Genomic DNA, 22,371 nt, shown 5'->3' on the forward strand with positions numbered 1-22,371 from the left:
GGATTAGAATAGCGGTTTAGGAAATCGCGAGAGAGCAAGGAATGGCTTACAAGACCATCGAAGACACGATCGGCAACACCCCGCTGGTGCAACTGGTGCGCCTGCCCGGCGCGGACGCGGCTGCCCGCAACAACATCATCCTCGGCAAGCTCGAAGGCAACAACCCGGCCGGTTCGGTGAAGGACCGCGCCGCCATGTCGATGCTGCGCGGGGCCGAAGCGCGTGGCCAGATCAAGCCGGGCGATACCCTGATCGAAGCGACCAGCGGCAACACCGGCATCGCGCTGGCGATGGCGGCCGCCATCCGCGGCTACAAGATGGTGCTCCTGATGCCGGACAACCTGTCGGTCGAGCGCCGCCAGAGCATGGCGGCCTACGGCGCCAGGATCATCCTGACCCCGAAGTCGGGCGGCATGGAGTACGCGCGCGACATGGCCGAGCAGATGCAGAAGAACGGCGAGGGCATCATCCTCGACCAGTTCGGCAACCAGGACAATCCGCGCGGCCACTATGAAACCACCGGCCCCGAAATCTGGCGCGACACCGAAGGGCGCGTCACCCACTTCGTCAGCGCCATGGGCACCACCGGCACAATCATGGGCGTGTCGCGCTACCTGAAGGAACAGAACCCGGCGGTGCGCATCATCGGCGCCCAGCCGGAAGAAGGTTCCTCGATCCCGGGCATCCGCAAGTGGCCGGAAGCCTACCTCCCGAAGATCTACGACAAGGCGCGCGTGGACCAGGTGGAGCCGGTCAGCCAGGCGGCGGCCGAGCAGATGGCGCGCCGGCTGGCGGCGGAAGAGGGCATCTTCTGCGGCATCTCGGCGGCGGGCGCCTGCGAAGTGGCGCTGCGCATTTCCCAAACGGTGGAGAACGCGACCATCGTGTTCGTGGTGTGCGACCGGGGCGACCGCTACCTGTCGACCGGCGTGTTCCCGGCCTGACGCCCGACTAGCGAACGATACAAAAAAGCCATCCTGACGGATGGCTCTTTATTTTGCGCAACTTTTTTGACGTCCGGGGGCGCCCGCAGCGGTCCTGCGTTCGCAAGCACCCGGCAAGGCGCACGCCGGCGTCAAGCGGCAGGCCGGGCCTGCCGCGCCGCCGCAGCGATCACGCCTCTTTCGGCGCGGCGCCTTCCTTCGGCTTGAACTGCTTATCGCTGATGCGGAACTTGGCGCGGCGGTCGCCCATGAGGTAGCGCAGGTCGCGGATCGACAGGTCGCTGACTTCGTGCATGCGGATCAGGAGCGAAGCGCCGACCGGCAGGCGGTGGTGACGGATCTTCGAGATCACCGGCGGCGCCACTTCCAGTGCGCGCGACAGGGCTGCGTCGTTCTTCAGGCGCAGGTTCTCGATCAGAGTGTCGAGCAGGCGGTTCGGGTTGTACTGCAGGAGCTCATCGGACTCCGAATCGCTATTCATATCAATGCCGACTTGGTTTGTCATGATTCAAATTCCTATTTTGGGTTGGACGGAGCCCCATGCGGCGCTCGGCTCCAGGCTACGTTATTTCGTAATTTTCTACTCAATTGTACAACTAATTTCTAATCTGATACTCAGTAGCAATAACGATCAGATCGATTTACTCAGTATTGTTGTCTCAACGCAACAATAGCCGCAATGCAATTCTCTCACAAACTCACGGAAATAATAATTGTTTTTTGATTAATCCCAAGTGTAACGTCATCGCTGGGTTGATGCCGCACGGTATGAAAAATACTGACAGAGTACTAAGAAAAGCGGGAGTATGAAGCGATGAGGGGTGTTTCTCCAGAGAATCTGGAGAAAAGGAACGCATACCCCCGGGGAGTATAGGGACAGTGAAGCGCTTCAGGAAGGAAGAAAAGGCGGGAAGACCGTTACAAATCGATACAAAGTTTCCCGCCGAGCAATGCTCAGCCGCCGCGCGAAGCACGCACCGCGCGACCAAGCTCAATCACTGACATGGCATAGAAATAACTGCGGTTGTACTTGGTGATGGCAAAGAAGTTATCGTCGGCGACCCAGTATTCGGTGGCCTCGGCGCCGTTCTGCAGGTCGACCAGGCCGTACAGGCGCTCGGCGGACAGCGCCGACGCCGCGGTGACGCCGGCGGCGCGCAGCTCTTCCGGACGCAAGGTCGCTTGCAGGCCGCGGTCGAGCAGCGGCTCCCAGGCATGGTTGGGCGATACGTCGGCCGGCGTTACCGGACTGCCGCGGTGTTCCGGGTTCCAGCCGTGCTGGATCAGGAAATTGGCGACGCTGCCGATCGCATCGTCCGACGACTGGCGCAGGTCGATCTGGCCGTCCTTGTTGAAATCCACGCCGTATTTCAGGATATTGCCCGGCATGAACTGCGGCATGCCGACCGCGCCGGCGAAGGAGCCCAGCAGCGAGAAGGGCTCCACCCGGTGCTCGCGCGCGAAGATCAGGGTGTTCGCCAGTTCGCTGCGGAAGAAGGCCATGCGCGCAGCGCGGTTCGGCGTTTCCGGATAGGCAAACGCGAGCGTCGCCAGCGTATCGAGCACGCGGAACTTGCCGGTGTCGCGGCCGTAGATGGTCTCGACGCCGATGATGCCGACGATGATCTCGGCCGGCACGCCGTAGGCCGCTTCGGCCCGTGCCAGCGTCTCGGCGTTCTCGTTCCAGAAGCGCACGCCGGCGGCGATGCGGATCGGCTCGATGAAGCGGTCGCGGTAGGCCTGCCAGTTCTTCGGCTTGCCCGGCGGGGCCGGCTTGACCAGCTGGACCGCCGAATCGATGAAGCGCGCCTGGCCGAACAGCGATTCGAGGTAGGTCCGTTCGAAGCCGTGCTGGCTCGCCATCTCGTCCACGAATTCGCGCACCGCATGCCATTCCAGGAAATTGTGGTGCTCGCCGTCGTAGTCGATCGCGGCGGCGGCCGGGGCGGCCTTGAGCACCTTGCTGGAACGGAGGGCGACGCGCTTGCGGGCGGCCTTGTCCTTCTTGCTCCTGGCCGCGGCGGCCTTGGCTTTGGCAGCCTTGGCTTTGGCGGCCTTGGACTGGACCTGCGGATCCTTCGCGCTGGCGTGCGCCTGGCCGCTCGGGGCAAAGGCGATTGCCAGCGCGGCAAACAGGGGAACGATCGATTTCATCTAACTTGCGACAGTAATCTCTTCAAGGTAGCGGCCAGCTGGCGCGCGAGCGCGGGCTGGGGCGGCGCATAGCGCCAGGCGCTATAGCGGCGCAAGAATTCGGCGGCGGCGTCCAGTGATGGCGGGGCCAGCTGCTGCGAGGCCGCGATCCGGGCCGCGTAGGCGGTGGGCCCTTCGTCCGCTGCACGTGCCAGACCCAGGTGGGCAAGGCGCTTGCATAGGGAAGAGTATACCGCCTCGACCGGATCGTGTTCCCTGCGCAGGTACAAAATTCTTCCCAACAGCAACACTCCGGCTCCCAGCATGATCAGGCCGGCAACACGCCAGCCGGCCAGGCTCTCGCCCACGCTTTGCAGCAAGCCGCGCTGGCGTTCCGGGGTGTAGTTCAGCACCCACTGGTTCCAGCCGTTGTCGACCGCGCCCAGCGCATTGCGCAGGCGCCCCAGCAGCGAATCGCCGCCGAACATCGACAGGCCGCGCAGCGCATCGATGCCGAAGGGAGCCGGCCGCTCGACCGCGGCGGCGAGGTTGCGCCGCACCCGTTCCGGCGCCACGGCGGCGGTCGGGTCCACTCGCACCCAGCCGCGCCCGCGCAGCCAGACCTCGGCCCAGGCATGGGCATCGGACTGGCGCACCGTCACGTAGCCGTCGATCGGATTGCGTTCGCCGCCCTGGTAGCCCGTCACCACGCGCGCCGGGATGCCGGCCGCGCGCATCAGGAACACGAAGGCGCCGGAATAATGTTCGCAAAAGCCGGCGCGGGTCCCGTACAGGAATTCGTCCACCGAGTGGCGGCCCAGCAGCGGCGGCTCCAGCGTGTAGCTGTAGGGCTGCTCGCGAAAGCGTCGCAGCACCTGCTCGATGCGGCGCGCCGGCTCCGCTTCCTTGCGCAGCGCGATGCCCGCGGCCAGCGCCCGCGGGTTGTAGCCGTAGGGGAGCAGCAGCCACTGGTTGGGATCGTCGAGGGCGTCGCGGCCGTCGAGCGCATAGTCTGGATAGGAAATCATCGAATAACGCGCCCGCGCCGCCAGCGGTCGCTCAAGGCTCAGTTCCATCTGGTGCGAGACCTGGGTCTGGTAGCCCGCCACTTCCGGGATGTGGCCGGCCATCTCCAGCGCGAACAGCCAGCGCGTGTCGGACGGCTCCAGCGTCACTTCGTAGCGCTGCGCCGCGCCGCGCACGCGCAGCGAGGTGCCGGAGCGGGTGGGGATCGAGCCGCCGCGGGTCCAGGCGCTGCCGTCGAAGGCGTCCAGCACCAGGCCGCGCCAGTACAGCTGGGCCTTGGGCGGCACTGGACCTTCGAAACGCACCCGGAAGGCCGGTTCGTCGGACATCGCCAGGTTCGACATCTGCCCCGGCGCCATCCGTTCGGACAGGCCGGACCTGGCGCTGCCGTTGCCGTTGCCGCCGCCGCCCGGCATGCTCCACAGCGGCCCGCCCAGGCGCGGGAACACGAAGAACAGCAGCACCGCGATCGGCGCGGCGAATAGCAGCATCCTGGCCCCCATCGCCAGGCGCGCACCCAGTGGCGGCACCTTTCCCGTGAACTGGAACGAGAGCTGGGTGGTGAGCAGGGCCAGCACCGCCGCCACCATCAAGAGGGCGGTGCCGATGCCCTGGGCATAGAAGAAGTTGGTCAGGACCAGGAAGAAGCACAGGAAGATCACCACGTACAGGTCGCGGCGCGCGTGCATCTCGAGCATCTTGAAGGCGACCAGCAGCACCAGCATGGCCACGCCGGCGTCGCGCCCGAGCAGGGTCTTGTAGCTGAACTGGATGCCGGCCATCGCGGCGACCGCGATCGGCAGCAGCAGCATTGCCGACGGCATGCGCTTGCCGCGCAGCGTGATCGCGCCGCGCCAGGCCAGGGTGGCCGCGCACAGCAGGGACACCCACAGCGGCAGGTGCGCCGCATGCGGCGCCAGCACCAAGAGGGCGCTGCCCAGCAGCAGCAGGGTGTCCGCCTTGTCTCTCGGCAGGCGCGCCAGGGACGCCAGGCGCTTCATGCCGCTTCTCCGCTGCCGTACAGCGCCAGCGCACGCAGGCAGGCCGCCTGGTGGGCGGCGCCGTTGCCGGCGTCGTAGTGGATGGCGCCAAGCCGGAAAGCGTAGGGCAGGGCGCGCTGCTCGGCGTCCAGCACCCAGCGCGTCATGCGCGACAGGCGCAGTTCGAGGTCGAGCTGGGCGGGCAGCTGCGCGAAGTCGAGCAGCAGTTCGTCGCCCACGCCGCCTTCGAAGTGCTTGGTGACGAGCTGGCCGCCGAGGGCCGGGTCGAGCCGGGCGATCTGGCGCCAGGCCAGCTGGCGCGGCGAATCGCCCGCCTGGTAGCTGCGCACGCCGGCGAAGTCGTCGGAGCCCCCTGCGCGGCCGCTGCCGACCGCATTGCCGCTCACCGGCAGCGGCGGCGCGCCTTCTTCCGGGCGCGGATAGACCAGCGCGCGGGAGGCGGGGCGCCAAGTGCTCCAGGCGCGGAACAGGCCGAGCGGGAAGCGGGTCGACAGCACCACGCGCGCCGGCTGCAGCCAGCCGCGCGTGCTGGTCGGCACGCCCAGCAGCACGCTGGCGCTGCCGTGGGCGGCGATGTCGGCGGCGTGGCGCGGCTCGCCTTTGTTGGAGGCATCGGAAAAATCGATCCACACGCCGTAGCGCGCCAGCGCCGTGCGGTTGGCGACGTGCAGCTCGAACTGGGCTTCCTGGCCGGCGAAGACGGCCGGCACACGGCCCTGCTGCAGCGCCAGGTGGGCCAGGTTACGGTAGGTGAAGACCATGTCCACCAGGGCGCAGGACAAGGCCAGGAAGGTCAGCGCGAAGCCCAGGCCGAGGCTGTAGTTGATCGAGCCGATCAGGAGCACCAGCAGCAGGACGGCGAAGCCGATGCCGGCGCGGGTCGGCAGGATGAAGACGCGGCGCTGGCTCAGCACCACCTCGCCGGCGTCGAGCGTGCCGCGGCGCGGCAGCCATTTGCCGGTGGTGCGCCGCATCCAGCCGCGCAGGCCTCCTGCTGCGACCGCCATCTACACCGGGACCGATTTCTGCAGCTGCAGCACGAGGTCGCGGCTGGCCAGCGCCTGGCCGTGCGCCGCCTTGAGCGGACGCAGGCGGTGCGCGCAGACCGGCACCAGCACGGCCTGGATGTCTTCGGGGATCACGTGGTCGCGTCCTTCCAGCGCGGCCCAGGCGCGGCCGGCCTGCAGCAGGGCGATCGCGGCGCGCGGCGACAGGCCCTCGGCGAACAGGCCATTCTGGCGCGAGGCCTGGGCCAGCGCCTGCACGTAGGTGACCAGCGCCGGCGAGGCATGGATTTCCTTCAGGGCGCGCTGGGCCTGGGCCAGCTGCTCCGGCTGCATCGCCGGCGGGAGCGAGCGCAGCATGGCGCGCCGGTCTTCGCCCATCAGGAGGGCGCGTTCGGCGGCCGCGTCCGGATAGCCGAGCGAAAGGCACATCAGGAAGCGGTCGAGCTGCGATTCGGGCAGCGGGAAGGTGCCGACCTGGTTGGCCGGGTTCTGGGTGGCGATCACGAAGAAGGGCTCGGGCAGGGCGCGGGTGACGCCGTCGGCGCTGACCTGGCGCTCTTCCATGGCTTCGAGCAGGCCGGACTGGGTCTTGGGCGTGGCGCGGTTGATCTCGTCGGCCAGCAGCACCTGGGTGAAGATGGGGCCGGGATGGAACACGAAGTCGTTCTTCTCGCGCTCGTACACCGAGATGCCGGCCACGTCGGCGGGCAGCAGGTCGCTGGTGAACTGGACCCGGTTGAACTTCAGGCCGAGCGAGATCGCCAGCGCATGCGCCAGCGTGGTCTTGCCCACGCCGGGCAGGTCTTCGAGCAGGAGGTGGCCGCCGGCCAGCAGGCAGGTCAGGGCCAGGCGCACCTGCTGGTCCTTGCCGACCACGACCTGGGACACCTGGCGCGCCGCTGAGTGTAATTGATTGAACATGCTTGGGTTCCGGTGAGCGGCTTGGGAGTGCGGAGCAGGACGCTTGCATGGTAGATTAGCGCCATTGGCAACCTTCATACTCCGTCGGCAACAAGCCTTTGGGTCGATTCTATGCGAAACCGGCCGCAAAGGTGCGCTATGGATGAGCATTTCCCACGATGAGCACAGCAATCTACAGCCACCCCGACTGCCTGCGGCACGACATGGGGGACTGGCACCCCGAAGCGCCGGCGCGGCTGCAGGCGATCGACGACCAGCTGATCCTGGCCCGCCTGGACGGACTGATCGAGCAGCGCAGCGCCCCGCTGGCCGACATCAAGGACGTGCTGCGCAACCACACGCCCGGCGCGGTGGCGCTGGTGCGCGACAACGTGCCGGCCGAGGGCGACCACTATCCGCTCGACGGCGACACCATCCTGTGCCACCACAGCTACCAGGCGGCGCTGCGCGCGGCCGGCGCCGCGGTGGCCGCGACCGATGCCGTGATCGCGGGCGAAGTGGACAATGCCTTCTGCTCGGTGCGCCCGCCGGGGCACCATGCGACGCCGACCGAGCCGATGGGCTTCTGCTTGTTCAATAACGTCGCCATCGCGGCGCGCCACGCGCTGGAGGTGCACGGGCTGGAGCGCGTGGCCATCGTCGACTTCGACGTCCACCATGGCAACGGCACGGCGGACAGCTTCCGCAACGACCCGCGGGTGCTGATGGTGAGCCTGTTCCAGCACCCGTTCTATCCCTACTGCGACCCGGAACCGATCACGGCCACCAGCGTCAACATCCCGGTGCCGGCGCTCAGCGACGGCGACACGGTGCGCCAGCTGGTGCAGGAGCACTGGCTGCCGGCGCTGCACCGCTTCCAGCCGCAGATGATCTTCGTGTCGGCCGGCTTCGACGGCCACCGCGAGGACGACATGGGCGGCATCGGCCTGGTGGAAAGCGACTATGCCTGGATCACGCACCAGGTGATGGCCATCGCCAAGCAGTACGCGCGCGGGCGCATCGTCAGCTGCCTCGAGGGCGGCTATGCGCTGTCGGCGCTCGGGCGCAGCGTGGTGGCGCACCTGAAGGCGCTCGCCGAGCTCGACTAAAGCGCGCCTCGCTGGCGGGCCCGGCGCGGAACGTCCCTCCCGCCGCGTCATCTAATCCTTCACGGCTTCGCCGCCATGGCGAAGCGATCGACAAGGAGAAGAAGATGAGACCGATCCGTACCTGCTGCGCGCTGTTCCTGTTCTCCGCATCCGGCCTGGCAGCCGCCACCAACTACACGCTCTGGATCAACGGCCGCGCCGGCGGCGCCGTCGGCGCCATCGGCAACTACGAGGACTTCAGCTACTGGGGGCCGGCCTCGACCCCGGCCGGCGTCAACAAGAAGGCCGTCAACTGGGACGGCCGCAGCAGCATCGCTTCCCAGAGCGGCACGGTACGTAACGCGCTCGACTGCTTCTGCACCGGCGGCAACTGGTGCTATATCGTCACCTACAGCGCCGGCGACCTGATGCTGGGCTACACGCTGGCCAATTACGGCGGCACGCCGCGCCTGAAGAAGAACGCGGTTCCGAACGCGAACGGGGTATGTGGCAACAGCGACGGCGGCGCCCAGACCGGCTGGAACATCCGCTGGGTGCGCGCCGCGGCCGGGGCGGCGGGCGGATCCGAGCTGTCCGACGCCGGTTCCTGGACCACCTCGGAGCCGCTGGTGCAGGACCTCAAGACCGCCACCGCGCGCGCCATGTACAACCACAACGACACCCGCAACATCTGGTTCTACATGTACGCCGGCGCCAGGGGCACGCTCTACTCGGGCCTGCTGCCGGGCCAGGACGACGAGGTCGTCGCCTACCACAGCAGCGGCGGCGTGGCCGGCAGTTCCGGCCGCTCCCTGTGCAATCCGGGCGACTGGTTCTGCAACGACCTCACCCTGGGCACCGCCAACAACCAGGGCGGCAGCGCCAAGTGGGGCTATCACTCGGTGCTGTTCCGTGACGACGGTGAGGACTATAACCACTATATGAAGGGCAACTGGGGCGGCGTGGTGGGCGTGGTGCGCGACGCCGTGGTGAATTCGGCGCAGTAGCGTCTTGCGCCAGCGCGGGCGCGGGTCCATGCCATCGGCATCGACCCTGCGCGCGCGCATATTTCCTGCGAAAAATACCGCTGCCGGACCTGCCCGCAACACTGGCAATCGTGCAAATTGACACGTCTGTATGCCAAGCGTACTGTCGAACTCAACCGTAGAACCTACGGTCACAACGACCATAAGGAGAAGACAGTGAGACAAATACGCATGTTGTGTGCGCTGTGCCTGATGTTGGTAACGAGCTGGGCGTCTAGCGCGAACTACACTCTCTGGATCAACGGCCGCACCGGCGGCGGGGCGATCGGCAACTACAACGATTTCACCTACTGGGGCCCGTCCACCACGGCGGCCGGGGTCAACAAGAAGGCCGTCAACTGGGACGGCCGCAGCAGCATCGCTTCCCAGAGCGGCACCGTGCGCAATGCGCTCGACTGCTTCTGCACCGGCGCCAACTGGTGCTACGTCGTCACCCACAGCGCCGGCGACCTGATGATGGGCTACACCCTGGCCAACTACGGCGGCTCGGCGCGCCTGAAGAAGAACGCCAGCCCTGCCAGCAACGGCGTGTGCGGCAACAGCGACGGCAGCTCGCAGACCGGATGGAACATCAAGTGGGTGCGCGCCGCCTCCGGCGCCGCCGGCGGCTCGGAGCTGTCCGACGCCGGTTCCTGGACTACCTCGGAGCCGCTGGTGCAGGACCTCAAGACCACCACCGCGCGCGCCATGTACAACCACAACACCACCCGCAACGTCTGGTTCTACATGTATGCGGCGGGCAAGGGCACCGCCTATTCGGGCATCCTGCCGGGCCAGGACGACGAAGCCGTCGCCTACCACAGCACTGGCGGCGTGGCCGGAAGCGCCGGCGGTTCCTACTGCAACCCGAGCGACTGGTTCTGCAACGACCTGACGCTCGGCACCGCGGCCAACGAGGGCGGCAGCGCCAAGTGGAGCTACCATTCGGTGGTCTTCCGTGACGACAGCGAAGCCTACAACCACTACGCCAACGGCAACTGGGGCGGGATCGTGGGCGTCGTGCGCAGCGCCGTGGTGAACAGTGCCCTCTAAGTCTGCCAAAGCGCTGATCGGCCTGGGCGTGGCGCTCGCCGCCGCGCTCGGCCTGTGGCTCGGGCGCGGCGAACCGGAGGCCGCGCCGCAGGCTGCCGCCAGCCCGCCGCCCGCCGGCCCGCGCTTCTTCGGCCCGGTGCCGGAACCCGGCCCGGCGATCCCCAGCGGGCGCGCCGAGCGGCGCCGCCAGCTGGTCGAGCACGTCCAGCTGACCGACCACACCTATTGCAGTTACCTGGAGGGCAGCCGCTATCCCATGGATTCGCGCCCGGCCGCGCAGAATCCGGACCAGTTGCACCCGAACCAGCCCGTCGCCGAGATGCACCCGATGCGCCTTGACGGCGGCGGCACCAACGGCAGCGTGTTCCTGCAGACCTCGCAGTCGCGCGTCTACCTGGCAGCCGGCGAAGCCGCCGCCTTTTCGCTGCGCGCCGTCGATGCGCAGGGCGCCACCGTGCCGCTCGTGATCACGCGCGCGCTGGCCCAGGGCATGACCTACGGCGGCAGCCGCCCGACTCCGCAGGTGGCCCTGACCTTCGCCGACGATGGCGGCGGCGCCGACCCGGTGGCCGGCGACCAGTCCTACGCCGCCGTCCTGGCGCCAGGCCAGACCGGCCTGGCGGGCTTTCACGGCACCATCCGCACCGAGGTCCGCTACAACGCCGGCGGGCGCAATGGCTTCGCCCTGTTCGACGTGATCTACACGCCGGTGCTGCCGGCCAGCTGGACCGGCCAGGTGCGCGAAGCGGTCGAGAACGGCTCGCTCAGCTTCTACCTCGGCCTGGAGGTGCGCCAGCCGGGCCGCTACATCGTCACCGGCCGGGTCGACGATGCGCGCGGCCAGCCGTTCGCGCTGGCCACCTTCAACGAGGTGCTGGCCGTCGGCACGCGCGAAGTGAAACTGACCGTGTTCGGCAGGCTGATGACGGACGAGCGGCCGGCGCTGCCGCTGCGGCTGCGCGACGTCGACGGCTACCTGCTGCGCGAGAACGTGGACCCGGACCGCCTGCTGTTGCCGCGCCTGGAAGGGCAGGTGTTTGCCAGCCGCACCCAGAGCATGAAGGGCGTGTCGGATGCCGAGTGGCAGAGCGAGGAACGGTCGCGCTACCTGCTTGAGTACGCGAAGGACCGCAACGCGGCGCGCGAACAGCTGGCCGCCTTCGATCCGGGCCAGCCGCTGCCGCCGAGCGCTTGCGTCCCGGCGGCCAGGTGAGGCTGCGGCATCAACCCATCAGGAGGGGGAAGCGGTCGACCAGGCAGGCGGCGCCGACCATGGCGCACAGGACGCCGAAGGCGCACCAGCGCCCCAGCGACTTCTTCGGCGGTAGCTCGACCGCCGCCCAGCGCGGCGGCGAATTCCTCGGCATATGACGCATGACGATTCTCCAGAAATGCGGCCCGGCGGGCGGAACCTGAAGTGTGCGCCGCGCCCTAAGGTGAAGCATTGCTAGTGATCAATGGATTGTGCGTTCAGATGTGCTGTTGTTTCACAAGCCGGCCGCCAGCGTAAAATAGCGTCCTGACTGAAGATTTGGAAAGTAGAGCATGTCGATACAATGGTTCCCGGGGCATATGAACGCGGCCAAGAAGGAAGCCGCCGAGCAGATGGAGAACACCGACCTGGTGATCGAAGTCCTCGACGCCCGCCTGCCCGAGGCGAGCTGCAACCCGCTGGTGGAGGAGCTGCGCAAGTTCCGCCAGCGTCCCTGCCTCAAGATTCTGAACAAGACCGACCTGGCCGACCCGGTGGCCACGGCGGCCTGGAAGGCCTTCTACGATGCGCAGGAAGGCGTGACCGCCTACCCGATGACGACCAAGCGGCCGAACGAGGTGGCGCGCATCCCCGACATCTGCCAGTCGCTGGCGCCGCACCGGGGCGTGCCGACCAAGCCGCTGCGCATCATGATCATGGGGATCCCGAACGTCGGCAAGTCGACCCTGATGAACGCCCTGCTCAAGAAGCGGGTGGCCAAGGTGGGCGACGAACCGGCCGTCACCAAGACCCAGCAGAAGCTCTACCTCGGCAAGCATATCGTGCTGGTCGACACCCCCGGCATGCTGTGGCCGAAGATCGCCATGGCGAGCGACGGCCTGATGCTGGCCGCGAGCCATGCGGTCGGCTCGAACGCGCTGATCGAGGAAGAAGTGGCGGAATACCTGGCCAACCTGCTGCTCGAGCGCTATCCGCAACTGCTCACGGCGAGGTACGGCTTCAAGACCGAGGGGCTGGACGGCATCGCCGTGATCGAGCACGTGGCCCAGCGCCGCGGTTTCCGCATGCGCGGCGGCGAGTTCGACTACGAAAAGGCGGCACACGTGCTGCTGCACGACTACCGCACCGGGGCGCTGGGACGCATCAGCCTCGAGACGCCGGACAGCCGCGCCGCGGCGCTGGCGCGCCATGCCGCAGAAGTGGCGGAAAAGGCCCGCATCGCCGAGGAAAAAGCGGCGTTGAAGGCGGAAGAGGCGATGCGCGGCAAGCGCGGGACCTGAGGACTTTCGTAGGGTGTGCGGCTCTGCCGCACACGCGTTCAACGCAACGATGCGTTGCAGGGACGCTAGCGTGGGCCGGCTCCCCTGGCCAGCTCCATCAACCCGAACAGGCGCGCGCAGCGCATCCAGGCCAGCGCCAGCACCGCCAGCTGGGCCAGCAGCAGCCCGCCGAGGAAGCTGCCAGCGCCCAGCGCCGGGACGTTCAGGCGCGCCACCGCCAGCGCGCCGGCGAGCAGCAGCCCAAGCACCGTGATCACGGCATACAGGCCGAGGACGGCAAACGGGCGGCGCACGATCAGGCCCAGCCCGTCGCACCAGGCCAGCACCGCCGAGCTGCGGCGGCGGTCCAGCGCCAGCACCGCGCGGCCGGCGTCGAGCGTCGCATGGGCCAGCAGCACGAGCAGGGCGACGATCAGCGAGGCCGCCAGGGCCGCATTGCTTGCGGTCGACTCGAGCACGGCGCCGGGCTGCTCGGCGACCGAAGCCGCCATGCCACCCAGGAAAACCGCCGCGCCGAGCGGCACGATGGCCCACAGCAGCATGCGCAGCAGGCGCCCGTACTCGCGCACGCCGCCGGCGGCCAGCGCCGCGAAGGCGAGCGGCGCCGGCGCGCGCGCGGCGCTGATGGCCGCGCCGGTCAGGAAGGGCGACAGCAGCAGCGTCATCACGAGGGCCACGATGCCGCCCGCACTCACGGCCGAGGCGTGCTGGCTGTGCAGGGCCACCAGGTCCGCAATGGCTACCCCGTCGAGGCGCTGGGCCAGGGCCGTGGCGTGCACCGAGCGGTCGAAGGCGGCGCCCAGCATGGTCCAGAGGGGCAGGGCGGCAACCAGCGTGGGCAGCAGCAGGGCCAGCAGCCAGAGCAGCAGGAGGCGCCATTGCAGGGCCGGACGCAGGGCGGCGCCCACTGCACGCAAGCCGGCATGGCCGCGTGACGTGGAAGTGTGCGGCGCCTGCGCGGGCGCCAGGGAAGCGGTCGTGGTCGTCATACGGTGGCGATGAAGGACAGGATGAGTTGGAAGAAGGCTGCAGCGTCGCTGGTCCAGCGGGTCGATGCGCTGCGCTTGGGGTCGATTGTGCGGCTGTCGTCGAGCTTGTTGACGTCGAGGTAGTGGCTGCGGCGCGGGTCGAGCTCGGCCGAGATGGCGCGCGCCGGCCTGACCCAGGTGAATGTGCGCCATTTCTCGTCCGGCGAGGCGGCGTTCCAGGCCACGGTCTCGCTGCTGCCGTCGGCGAAGCGCACCACCAGGGTCTGCGGCACGCTGGCGCCGTCGCGGCGCACGGTCACCCGGGTACGCCAGGGGAAGGGGCCGCCCTGCCTGGCCTTGGGATTGGCCTTGGTCCAGTCGGCGCGCAGCCTGGCGATGCGCTCGTCCACCGCCGCCTGGCTCTCTTCGACGCGCTTGCCGTCCACCACGCGGGTGCCGGCCAGCGGCAGCTCTTCTTCGCTCGACAGCCTGGCCAGCTTGTCGTCGACGCGCGCGGCCGCATAGACCTGCTGCGCAAAGACCTCTTCGACTGCGGCGCGCTCGCCGCTGCCGTCCGCCAGCGCCTCGCGCAGGTCGGCAATGCTGGGGTGGCGGAACTTCCAGCGCCGGTAGTATTCCTTGAAGCCGCGCTCCATGGCCTCGCTGCCGATGCGCTGCTCCAGGTCGCGCATCACGGTGGCGCTGCGGGTGTAGACCGGATCGATGCCCTGCAGGCGTTGCCAGGCGTTCTGGCCGGGCGCATCCAGCGGCCGCTCACGCGGGGCGAACAGGCGCATGGCGTCGAAGCCCTCGAATCCCGGATCGAAGCCGATCCGCTTCAGGAAGCCGGGGGCGGGATGGACCTTCTGTCCGCGGTCGCGCATCGCGCGGTTTTCCCAGTAGGCGGTCAGGCCTTCGTCGAGCATCGGCTCCTCGAACTCGTTGCTGGCCAGGATGCCCTGGAAGAAGTTGTGGCCGAGTTCGTGAATCGTCACGGCGTCCAGTTCATATTCCTGCAGCGACTTGGGCGGAACCGCCGCATAGCCGGACGCGGTGATGAAGGTCGGGTACTCCATGCCGCCGGCTTCCTGCGCGTTGTAGGGCGGGATCACGACGGTCAGCGTGCGGTAGGGGTAGGGGCCGAGCTTGCGCGAGAAATAGGCCAGCGAATCCTTGGCCGCCTTCATGACCGGCCTGGCGCTGGCCTCGTATTCCTGCGGGTACAGCACCTGCACCGTCACGATCGGGCTGCCGGGACCGGTCCAGGTCTCCACCAGCGGGCGGCCGCTGCGCTTGTCCGCAGTCCAGGCGAAGTCGTGCACGTCGTGCTGCACGTAGCGGTGCGTCAGCAAGCCGTTCTTCTCCACGGGCGCACCCTGCAGCGCGCCGGTCGCGCCCACCGTATAGCCCTTCGGCACGGTCAGGCTCACGTCGTAGCTGCCGAAATCGGCGTAGAACTCGGACTCCATGTGGAATTCGTGCGCATTCCAGCGTGGCGCGGTGGCGCCGCGCTCGCCCGGCAGTTCGAGCACCGCGATCTTCGGGAACCACTGGGCCACCAGGTGGAAGCTGCCGTAGTAGCCGGTGCGCGCGATCACGCGCGGCAGCTGGGTGGTGAAGGCCATGTCGAGCGTGGTCGAGGCGCCGGGGGCGACCGCCTCGGGCAGGTCGAGGCGCGCCACCGTGTGGTCGGTGGGCGGTCCCCCGTCCGGCTGGACGAAGCGCCATGGCACGGTGGCGCCGCCCTGGCTCACGCTGCGCAGCGCGATGTGGCCCCATTCGCCGTCGCCGATCTCGGCGCCGCTGCGGAAACGTTCGCCGCGCTGGCGCTGCTCGGTGAAAAAGCTGCTGCCTTCGCCTTCGAAGGCGTTCATGTAGAGGTGTATGTAGATGCTGCGTACCGGGACCGCGCTGCGGTTGCGCCAGGTGAGCTGCTGCTGGCCGGCGATCACGTGCTTGTCCGGGTCGAGCGTGGCGCTGATGCGGTAGCTGGCCACGCGCTCGGACAGGGTCGCGTGGTCGCCGCTGCGGATGCCACCCCAGGCATTCGGGCTGCTCGGCGCCGTAACGGCAGCGGCGTTCGGCGCGGCCAGCGCGATGCCGTCGAGCGAAGGCGTGGCCGCGGGCGGGGGCGCGTCGGCCTGGGCTAGCCAGGCGCCGGCGCCGCCGAAGGCCAGCAGTGCGGCGCATGCCAGCGCGCGCAGGCCTTGTCGCTTTCTTTTGATCTGCATGCAGGACTCCCTGTTGTCGATGTTGTATTTATATGAGCGCGACTATATCCAGAACATCGGCGAATTGCCATGCGCAGGGAATGGAAGCACAAAATACGACAACGAAATGCAGGAAAGCTTGTCAGGTTATAATCTCGCCGTTCTGGTGCCCGCGCATGCGCTCCGCATGTGCAGTTAAACGGGAAACACGAGGCAAAGGCGCTGCGCGCCCGCGCCGAGATGTGCTGCCCCCGCAACGGTCAACAAGCACGGCTTCGCATACGCGAAGCTGTAGGCTGCCTCGATAACCACTGTGCCCGGCGGCATAGGAAGGTGGGGCGGTCCGTCTTGCAAGCCCGGATACCGGCCAGACAGGTGGAAGCGAGCGCATGCGAGCAGCATGGCGGCGCCTTCCGTTGAACTCCGGCGTGCGGGGACGCAGGTCGGTGCCATTACCGAGAACATCCGAACATGAAATCTGCTGTCGTACCACGCAGCGCGCCGGTCGTGAAGCCGCTCGCGCTGGCTTGCGCCCTGTCGCTGTCCATCCTTGCCGCCGACGCCCTTGCCCAGGACACCCTGCCGTCGATCGTCATCACCGGCGCGCGCTTCCCGGCGCAGGCCGCCAGTGCGCCGATCGGCGCGACCGTGATCACCCGTGAGGACATCCGCCGCTCCGGCGCCGCCGACGTCAATGCGGCGATCCGCAAGGTCGGCGGCGTCTACGGACGCCAGAGCCTGGACGCGTCGCCCGACTTCGCGCTCGACCTGCGCGGCTTCGGCGCGAACAGCGCCCAGAACCTGGTGATCCTGGTCGACGGCGTGCGCCTGAACGAGAACGAGCTGACCAATGCGGTGCTGTCGAGCATCCCGGTCGACACCGTCGAGCGCATCGAGATCCAGCGCGGCGCCAGCAGCGTGCTGTACGGCGAAGGCGCGACCGGCGGCGTGATCAACATCATCACGCGCCGGGCCGCTGGGAACGGCACCCGCGGCTCGGTCTTCGCCGAGGCGGGGCGCTTCGACGCCCACGACCTGCGCGCCTCGCTGACTCACGGCGCCGGTCCGCTGTCGTTCGACCTGGCGCTGGCCGACCGCGGCACCGACAACTACCGCGCCAACAGCGAGTTCAAGCAGAAGACCGCTAGCGGCGGCGTCCAGTATGCCTACGGCGCCGGCCGCGCCGGCCTGCGCTTCGAACGCTCGCGCCAGGACGCGCGCTTCCCGGGTTCGCTCACCGAGGCCCAGTTCCTGGCCGATCCGCGCCAGGCCTCCACGCCGGACGACTCCGGCACCCTCGACACCGACCGCATCAGTGCCTTTGTCGAGCACCGCGTGGGCGGCTTCGAACTGGCCGCCGAACTGGCGCACCGCGAACGCGAAGTCGCCGCCAGTTACTTCTACACCGGCGGCGTCACCCGTGTCGCCTACGACGCCAGCCAGACCCAGTTCTCGCCGCGCCTGCGCCACACGGCCGCCCTGGGCGACAAGCGCAACGAACTGGTGGTCGGGATCGACCTGGCGCGCTGGGAACGTCAGACCGCGTCCAACTTCTCGCAGGGCGACGCCGAGCAGGACTCGCGCGCCATCTACCTGCGCAACGAGCTGCTGTGGAACGCGTCGCAGGGTGTGCTGCAAAACGCGCGCCTGGCGATCGGTGGCCGCCACGAAAGCTTCACCAAGGATTATTCCGACCCGCTGGCCTTCCCGCCGGTGGTGAACGAGCACCGCAGGCAGTCGGTCAATGCCTGGTCGCTGGAAGGCAGCGTCGATCCGATGCCGCAGGTGACCGTGTTCGCCAAGCTGGGCCGCAGCTACCGCATCGCCAACGTCGACGAGAACAGCCTGCGCGCGGGCCTCGAGGTGCTGGCGCCGCAGACCTCGCGCGACCTGGAGCTGGGCGTGAGTGCCGGCGGCGCCGACCGCCAGCTGACCGCGCGCCTGTTTCGCCACCGCCTGAAGGACGAGATCTTCTACGACCCGACCATTGGCTGGGGCGCCAACACCAACCTCGACCCGACCCGCCGCCAGGGCTTCGAGCTCGAGGGCCAGCAAGCCCTGACCCCGGACCTGCGCCTCTCCGCCAAGTGGCAGCGCGTGGACGCCGAGTTCACCGGCGGCCCGAATGCCGGCCGCGAGATGGTGCTGGTGCCGAAGAACGTCGTCACCGTGCGCGCCGCCTGGACTCCGGCGAGCGCCCACAGCGCCGACATCGGCGCCCAGTGGGTGGACAGCCAGCGCTACGGCAGCGACTTCAGCAACAGCTGCGGCGCCCGCATCCCCTCGTACACGACCGTCGACGCACGCTACGCCTACCGCGTGAGCGGCTGGGAAGCGGCCGTCAGCGCGCTCAACCTGACCGACCGCCAGTACTACAGCAATGCCTTCGGCTGCCGCTCGGGCATCTACCCGAGCGATGGCCGCCAGCTGAAGCTGTCGCTGCGCTACGACTTCTGATGCGCGCGCCCCGACTCGTGTTCGCCGCGCTGCTGTTGGGAGCGGCGGCCGGCGCCCAGGCCGCGGTGAGCGTGGTCGACGATGCCGGCCGCCGCGTCACCGTGGAGCAGCCGGCCCGGCGCGTGATCTCGATGGCGCCGCATGCCACCGAACTGCTGTTCGCGGCCGGCGGCGGCGCGCGCGTGGTCGGGGCGATGAACTACAGCGACTATCCGGAAGCGGCCAGGAAGATTCCGCTGGTGGGCAGCAACAGCGTGATCGACATGGAGCGGGTGCTGGCCCTGCGGCCCGACCTGATCGTGGTCTGGCACAGCGGGAACACGGCGCGCCAGATCGCCCAGCTCGAATCGCTGGGCGTGCCGGTGTTCCACAGCGAGCCGCGCACGCTGGGACAGGTCGCCGACAACGTCGAGCGCCTGGGCCGGCTGCTGGGCACCGGGGCGGCCGCCGACGCCGCCGCCGGGGCCCTGCGCATCCGGCTCAAGGGGCTGGAAGCACGCTATGCCCGGCGTTCGCCGGTCACGGTGTTCTACCAGATCTGGGACCAGCCGCTGTACACCCTCAACGATGCCCAGATCGCCAGCGACGCGATCCGGGTCTGCGGCGGGCGCAACGTGTTCGGCGCCTTGAAGGCGGTGGCGCCGGAAGTCGGCATCGAAGCGGTGCTGCAGGCCGATCCGGAGGCGATCATGGCGGGCAAGCGTTACGATCCTGCCAACCCGGGCCTGAAGCTGTGGGAACCGTACAAGAGCATGACGGCGGTCAAGCGGGGCAACCTGCTGACGGTGGACGGCGAACTGCTGACCCGGCCCGGGCCCAGGGCGATCGATGGCGCGGCCCGGCTGTGCGAGGCCCTGGAGGGCGTGCGCCAGCGCCGGCCACGATAGCAATGCCCCCGTATCGCCCGCGTTAATTCGGTAAGCAAATGCAAAATTCAGCCCTTCCTCAGAATGACGGGCCGAAAAAGTGGTAATCTCCCGGCGTTTGCTCAATCTATTGTGGAAGGAAACCTATGCGTTCTCTGCGTTTTGCCCTCATCGCCGCCACCATGGTCGCCAGCACCGCGATCGCGTCGCCAGCCGATCCGAAGAACGGTGTCGACTACCAGACCCTGGCCGCGCCGCAGCCGGTGCAGGCGACGGGCAAGAAGGTCGAGGTCCTCGAGTTCTTCGCGTACCACTGCCCGGCCTGCAATATGCTGGAGCCGACCCTCAAGCAGTGGGTCAAGAAGCAGGGCGACAACATCGTCATGCGCCGTGTGCCGCTGCCTTTCCAGGGCCCGGCCGACCCGGAAGCACGCCTGTTCCTGACCCTCGAAGCGATGGGCAAGCTCGACCAGTACCATGATCGCGTGTTCCAGGCCGTGCACGTGCAGCGCCAGCGCCTGATGAAGGATGACCAGATCATCGAGTGGGCGGTCAAGAACGGTCTCGACAAGGCCAAGTTCATGGAAACCTGGAACTCCTTCGGCGTGACCACCAAGCTGCGCCGCCTGCAGCAGACCGCCAGCGCCTACAAGGTGAGCGGCACCCCGACCATCATCATCGACGGCAAGTACGTGGTGTCGCCGGGCCAGATCCAGGAATCGAACAAGATCCAGGACGTCAACCAGCTGATGCAGGCGACCTCCCAGGTCCTGGACAAGCTCGTCGAGCGGGCAGCCAAGACCAAATGAGTAAAGACGTCGAACGCGAAGTCCTCAAGATGTACGATGGGTCCCGGCCCAACGAGGACGACCTGTTTGAGACCAGCTATGTGAACCACATTGCGTGGTCGGTGGCGGTGCTCTGCACGGGCATCGCCATCTGGCTCGCCATTGCCCTCGTCAATGCCGAGAACCAGCGCTACGCCCTGATGAGCAACAAATGCCCCGATCCACTCTTCAAGGGCGGCATCGACAAGGCCTGTCTCGTGACCGTGCGTTCGCGCGACCACTGGTGGGAACACCTGTGGTACGGGATGACGCACGTGAGCGGCCAGTACGACGAGCACGTCTCGCGTTATCCCTCCCGGCGCGCGCCCGAACGCTGAACCCTAGGGGTTCAGCGCCTTTCGTTCTTCCAGCGACAGCACTTGCGGCGGCGTCACCGGCTCGCTCGTGCCCGGCCGGAAGAAGGGATTCTCCCGGTAGCTGCCGCCCAGGCGCGCCTTCATGAGCATCGTTCCGATCCTGCACACGGCCCAGGCCGTGCCCAGTACGCTCGACTTCACGGGCCCCTTGGCCGACCCTGTCTCGACCCGGCAGCGCAGCGGGCCAAGCTGGCGCGCGAGCTCCGCATCGGACGCATCCAGGCAGGTCCGCACCAGTCCCAGGTAGGAGGTGCGCGGATCGCGCGGCGTGTTGCCGACCGGGGTGCGGCAGCAGTTCGCATACCAGCGGTATAGCCCTTGGGGGCTGAGCGACATGCAGGCCAGGTGCTCGAGGCCCGCGTCGAAGCGCACGGCGGCGGGCAGGGTGGCGGCCACCTCGGTGCCACCGAGCGGGTCGAGCACGCTCGTCCCCAGGAAGCGGCCATAGGCCTGGCAATCCTTGCAATAGCAGACGGCACGCGCGGCCACGCGCCTGGCGTCGACCTGGCCGCGCAGCTTGCCGCAGCGGCAGCGTAGAGCGATCGTCATCTTACCCCTCCCTGTCCGGCGAATCCTCGCAGCGGCCCGCGTCGGCGCGTGTCCGCTCGGCTTGTCCTTCCTGTCCCGTATCGAGCGGCAGCGTGATCACGAAGCGCGCCCCGCCCAGCGGCGCGCTGTCCGCGCGCAGGCTGCCGCCGTGCAGCGCCACCGCCTTGCGCGCGATCGACAGACCGAGGCCAAAGCCGCCGGTGGCGCGGTCGCGGCTGCGGTCGAGCCGGTAGAACGGCTCGAAGACCCTGTCGCGCTCATCGAGCGGGATGCCGGGACCGTCGTCGTCGACCGTGATCTCGACGCCGTCGCCGCTGCGCGCCGCCGCCAGTAGTATGCGGCCGGCCGCATATTTTTGCGCGTTGCGCAGCAGGTTGCAGACGGCGCGCGCCAGCAGGCGGCGGTCGAGCGCGAGCTCGCCCAGGTCCTCGGCCAGCACGCAGTCGAGCGCGTGCGGCGAAGGAGGCAGCATCTCGAGGCAGTCGCGCAGTACCGTATCGAGCCGGACCGGCTCGCGCTGCAGCTGGCGTGTGCTGTCGAGTTTACTCATGTCGAGCAGCTCACCCACCAGGGAATTCAGTTCGCGCAGGTCGCCTTCCATCGCCCGGATGCGCTTGCCCAGGTCGGGGTCTCTGGCGCGCGCATCCAGCAGCTCCAGGCCGAATTCGAGCCGCGCGATCGGCGTGCGCAATTCGTGCGACACCGAGTGCAGCAGGCTTTTCTGCGCTTCCAGCAGGTCTTCGATGCGGTCGGCCATGTGGTTGATGCGTTCGGCCAGCGGATAGATGCTGGCCGAGGGCTTCATCTGCGAACGCGCGCTCAGCTTGCCGCTGCCGAACTCGTCGGCCATGCGCGACAGCGACTGCAAGCCTTGCCAGTGCGAGCGCGACCACAGCGCGATCGGCACCAGGAGCGCGATCGCCACGATCACGTAGCGCAGCGCTTCCATCGTGAGCGCTTTGCCGATGTCCACCGGCAGGTCCTGCGCATGCAGCACTTCCTCGTTGCTGCCGATGTAGCGCTGGCCGTCGAGGTCGACGCGGCGGTAGAAGCCGCGATTGGCGGGATCGAGCACCAGTTCGCCGCGCTCGAGCAGGGCGCGCCGGCCGGCCGGCAGGGCGCTGCGTGCCTGTGCCAGCGGAATCAGGTCGTAGCGCACATCGGACACGACGCGCACGTTGTTCAGGCGCGCCAGCCATTCGTCGCTTGGGGCCTGGTCAATGTACTGTTCCAGCAGGAAGATCTGGGCGGCCGCCTGGCGGCGTGCGATGTCCTCGAGCGGATCCCCGAACAGCCGGCTGAAGGCGAAATAGATCACGAAGGTGGCCGCCGTGATCGAGAGCATGACCAGCACGAAGAAACGGAAGAATATCCGGTTCACGTGCCCATCCCGCATAACTGCTTGTTACGAAACGCTGCCAAACACATAGTATCTCCTTGGCAGCAT

At 68.1% G+C, this 22,371-nt stretch carries 20 protein-coding genes and 1 riboswitch; of the genes, 10 read left to right on the forward strand and 10 right to left on the reverse strand.

The genetic code is table 11. The features are described from left to right. Positions 1–41 precede the first annotated feature (41 nt). Complete coding sequence (gene cysM, locus MasN3_RS08285; RefSeq protein ID WP_281913486.1) at positions 42–944, forward strand: cysteine synthase CysM; 903 nt, start codon at positions 42–44, stop codon at positions 942–944. Between the two features lie 169 nt (positions 945–1,113). On the opposite strand, the gene MasN3_RS08290 is transcribed toward cysM, so the two are convergent. The 5 genes from MasN3_RS08290 to MasN3_RS08310 all read right to left on the reverse strand — a co-directional run bounded on the left by MasN3_RS08290 (position 1,114) and on the right by MasN3_RS08310 (position 7,032). Further along, a complete protein-coding gene (locus MasN3_RS08290) occupies positions 1,114–1,449 on the reverse strand; it encodes a hypothetical protein (protein ID WP_036216124.1) in 336 nt (111 codons plus the stop codon). Between the two features lie 449 nt (positions 1,450–1,898). Continuing rightward, positions 1,899–3,098, reverse strand: a complete 1,200-nt coding sequence (gene mltB, locus MasN3_RS08295; RefSeq protein WP_281913487.1) for a lytic murein transglycosylase B — start codon at positions 3,096–3,098, stop codon at positions 1,899–1,901. Beyond that, complete coding sequence (locus tag MasN3_RS08300; RefSeq protein WP_281913488.1) at positions 3,095–5,104, reverse strand: transglutaminase TgpA family protein; 2,010 nt, start codon at positions 5,102–5,104, stop codon at positions 3,095–3,097. Before MasN3_RS08300 ends, mltB begins: the two co-directional genes overlap by 4 nt. Then, the gene (locus MasN3_RS08305) at positions 5,101–6,111 is read right to left on the reverse strand and encodes a DUF58 domain-containing protein (RefSeq protein ID WP_281913489.1); all 1,011 of its coding nucleotides are present in this window, start codon (positions 6,109–6,111) and stop codon (positions 5,101–5,103) included. The genes MasN3_RS08300 and MasN3_RS08305 overlap by 4 nt, the downstream gene beginning before the upstream one ends. Then, positions 6,112–7,032, reverse strand: coding sequence for an AAA family ATPase (locus tag MasN3_RS08310; RefSeq protein WP_281913490.1), 921 nt, complete (start codon positions 7,030–7,032; stop codon positions 6,112–6,114). Between the two features lie 158 nt (positions 7,033–7,190). Here MasN3_RS08310 and MasN3_RS08315 point away from each other — a divergent pair, with 158 nt between their 5' ends. The 4 genes from MasN3_RS08315 to MasN3_RS08330 all read left to right on the forward strand — a co-directional run bounded on the left by MasN3_RS08315 (position 7,191) and on the right by MasN3_RS08330 (position 11,390). Then, on the forward strand, positions 7,191–8,120 hold the full coding sequence (locus tag MasN3_RS08315; RefSeq protein WP_281913491.1) for a histone deacetylase family protein: 930 nt from the start codon (positions 7,191–7,193) through the stop codon (positions 8,118–8,120). 104 nt (positions 8,121–8,224) lie between these two features. Next, positions 8,225–9,106, forward strand: a complete 882-nt coding sequence (locus MasN3_RS08320; RefSeq protein WP_281913492.1) for a hypothetical protein — start codon at positions 8,225–8,227, stop codon at positions 9,104–9,106. A gap of 195 nt (positions 9,107–9,301) precedes the next feature. Next, positions 9,302–10,177 carry a hypothetical protein gene (locus tag MasN3_RS08325; protein ID WP_281913493.1) on the forward strand — a complete coding sequence of 292 codons (876 nt, stop codon included), beginning with the start codon at positions 9,302–9,304 and terminating at the stop codon, positions 10,175–10,177. Then, entirely contained in the window at positions 10,167–11,390 is a 1,224-nt protein-coding gene (locus MasN3_RS08330) for a hypothetical protein (protein ID WP_281913495.1), read from the forward strand. Before MasN3_RS08325 ends, MasN3_RS08330 begins: the two co-directional genes overlap by 11 nt. Before the next feature lie 10 nt (positions 11,391–11,400). Here the strand turns inward: MasN3_RS08330 and MasN3_RS08335 are convergent, their stop codons facing one another. Further along, positions 11,401–11,553, reverse strand: a complete 153-nt coding sequence (locus tag MasN3_RS08335; RefSeq protein WP_281913497.1) for a hypothetical protein — start codon at positions 11,551–11,553, stop codon at positions 11,401–11,403. A gap of 169 nt (positions 11,554–11,722) precedes the next feature. Here MasN3_RS08335 and ylqF point away from each other — a divergent pair, with 169 nt between their 5' ends. Beyond that, positions 11,723–12,670 (forward strand): ribosome biogenesis GTPase YlqF, encoded by a 948-nt coding sequence (ylqF, locus tag MasN3_RS08340; protein ID WP_281913499.1) that lies wholly within the window; start codon positions 11,723–11,725, stop codon positions 12,668–12,670. 65 nt (positions 12,671–12,735) lie between these two features. Here the strand turns inward: ylqF and MasN3_RS08345 are convergent, their stop codons facing one another. Both MasN3_RS08345 and MasN3_RS08350 read right to left on the reverse strand, forming a co-directional pair. Then, complete coding sequence (locus MasN3_RS08345) at positions 12,736–13,659, reverse strand: hypothetical protein (protein ID WP_281913500.1); 924 nt, start codon at positions 13,657–13,659, stop codon at positions 12,736–12,738. After that, positions 13,656–15,869, reverse strand: coding sequence for a M1 family metallopeptidase (locus tag MasN3_RS08350; protein WP_281913501.1), 2,214 nt, complete (start codon positions 15,867–15,869; stop codon positions 13,656–13,658). The genes MasN3_RS08345 and MasN3_RS08350 overlap by 4 nt, the downstream gene beginning before the upstream one ends. A gap of 126 nt (positions 15,870–15,995) precedes the next feature. Beyond that, positions 15,996–16,234: riboswitch (cobalamin riboswitch) on the forward strand. Between the two features lie 85 nt (positions 16,235–16,319). Here MasN3_RS08350 and MasN3_RS08355 point away from each other — a divergent pair. The 4 genes from MasN3_RS08355 to MasN3_RS08370 all read left to right on the forward strand — a co-directional run bounded on the left by MasN3_RS08355 (position 16,320) and on the right by MasN3_RS08370 (position 20,336). Continuing rightward, positions 16,320–18,305, forward strand: coding sequence for a TonB-dependent receptor family protein (locus MasN3_RS08355; RefSeq protein ID WP_281913502.1), 1,986 nt, complete (start codon positions 16,320–16,322; stop codon positions 18,303–18,305). Then, entirely contained in the window at positions 18,305–19,192 is an 888-nt protein-coding gene (locus tag MasN3_RS08360; protein WP_281913503.1) for a cobalamin-binding protein, read from the forward strand. The genes MasN3_RS08355 and MasN3_RS08360 overlap by 1 nt, the downstream gene beginning before the upstream one ends. A gap of 125 nt (positions 19,193–19,317) precedes the next feature. Further along, positions 19,318–19,980 (forward strand): thiol:disulfide interchange protein DsbA/DsbL, encoded by a 663-nt coding sequence (locus MasN3_RS08365; protein WP_281913504.1) that lies wholly within the window; start codon positions 19,318–19,320, stop codon positions 19,978–19,980. Next, positions 19,977–20,336: a hypothetical protein gene (locus MasN3_RS08370; protein ID WP_281913505.1), complete on the forward strand. Its 360-nt coding sequence runs from the start codon at positions 19,977–19,979 to the stop codon at positions 20,334–20,336. Before MasN3_RS08365 ends, MasN3_RS08370 begins: the two co-directional genes overlap by 4 nt. A gap of 3 nt (positions 20,337–20,339) precedes the next feature. Here MasN3_RS08370 and MasN3_RS08375 read toward each other — a convergent pair whose 3' ends face one another. Further along, on the reverse strand, positions 20,340–20,924 hold the full coding sequence (locus MasN3_RS08375; protein ID WP_281913506.1) for a DUF6151 family protein: 585 nt from the start codon (positions 20,922–20,924) through the stop codon (positions 20,340–20,342). Position 20,925: 1 nt separating this feature from the next. After that, entirely contained in the window at positions 20,926–22,305 is a 1,380-nt protein-coding gene (locus MasN3_RS08380) for an ATP-binding protein (protein ID WP_281913507.1), read from the reverse strand. Positions 22,306–22,371: the final 66 nt, after the last annotated feature.

The sequence above is a fragment of the Massilia varians genome (genome assembly GCF_027923905.1).
GTDB classification, from domain to species: Bacteria; Pseudomonadota; Gammaproteobacteria; order Burkholderiales; family Burkholderiaceae_D; genus Telluria; species Telluria varians_B.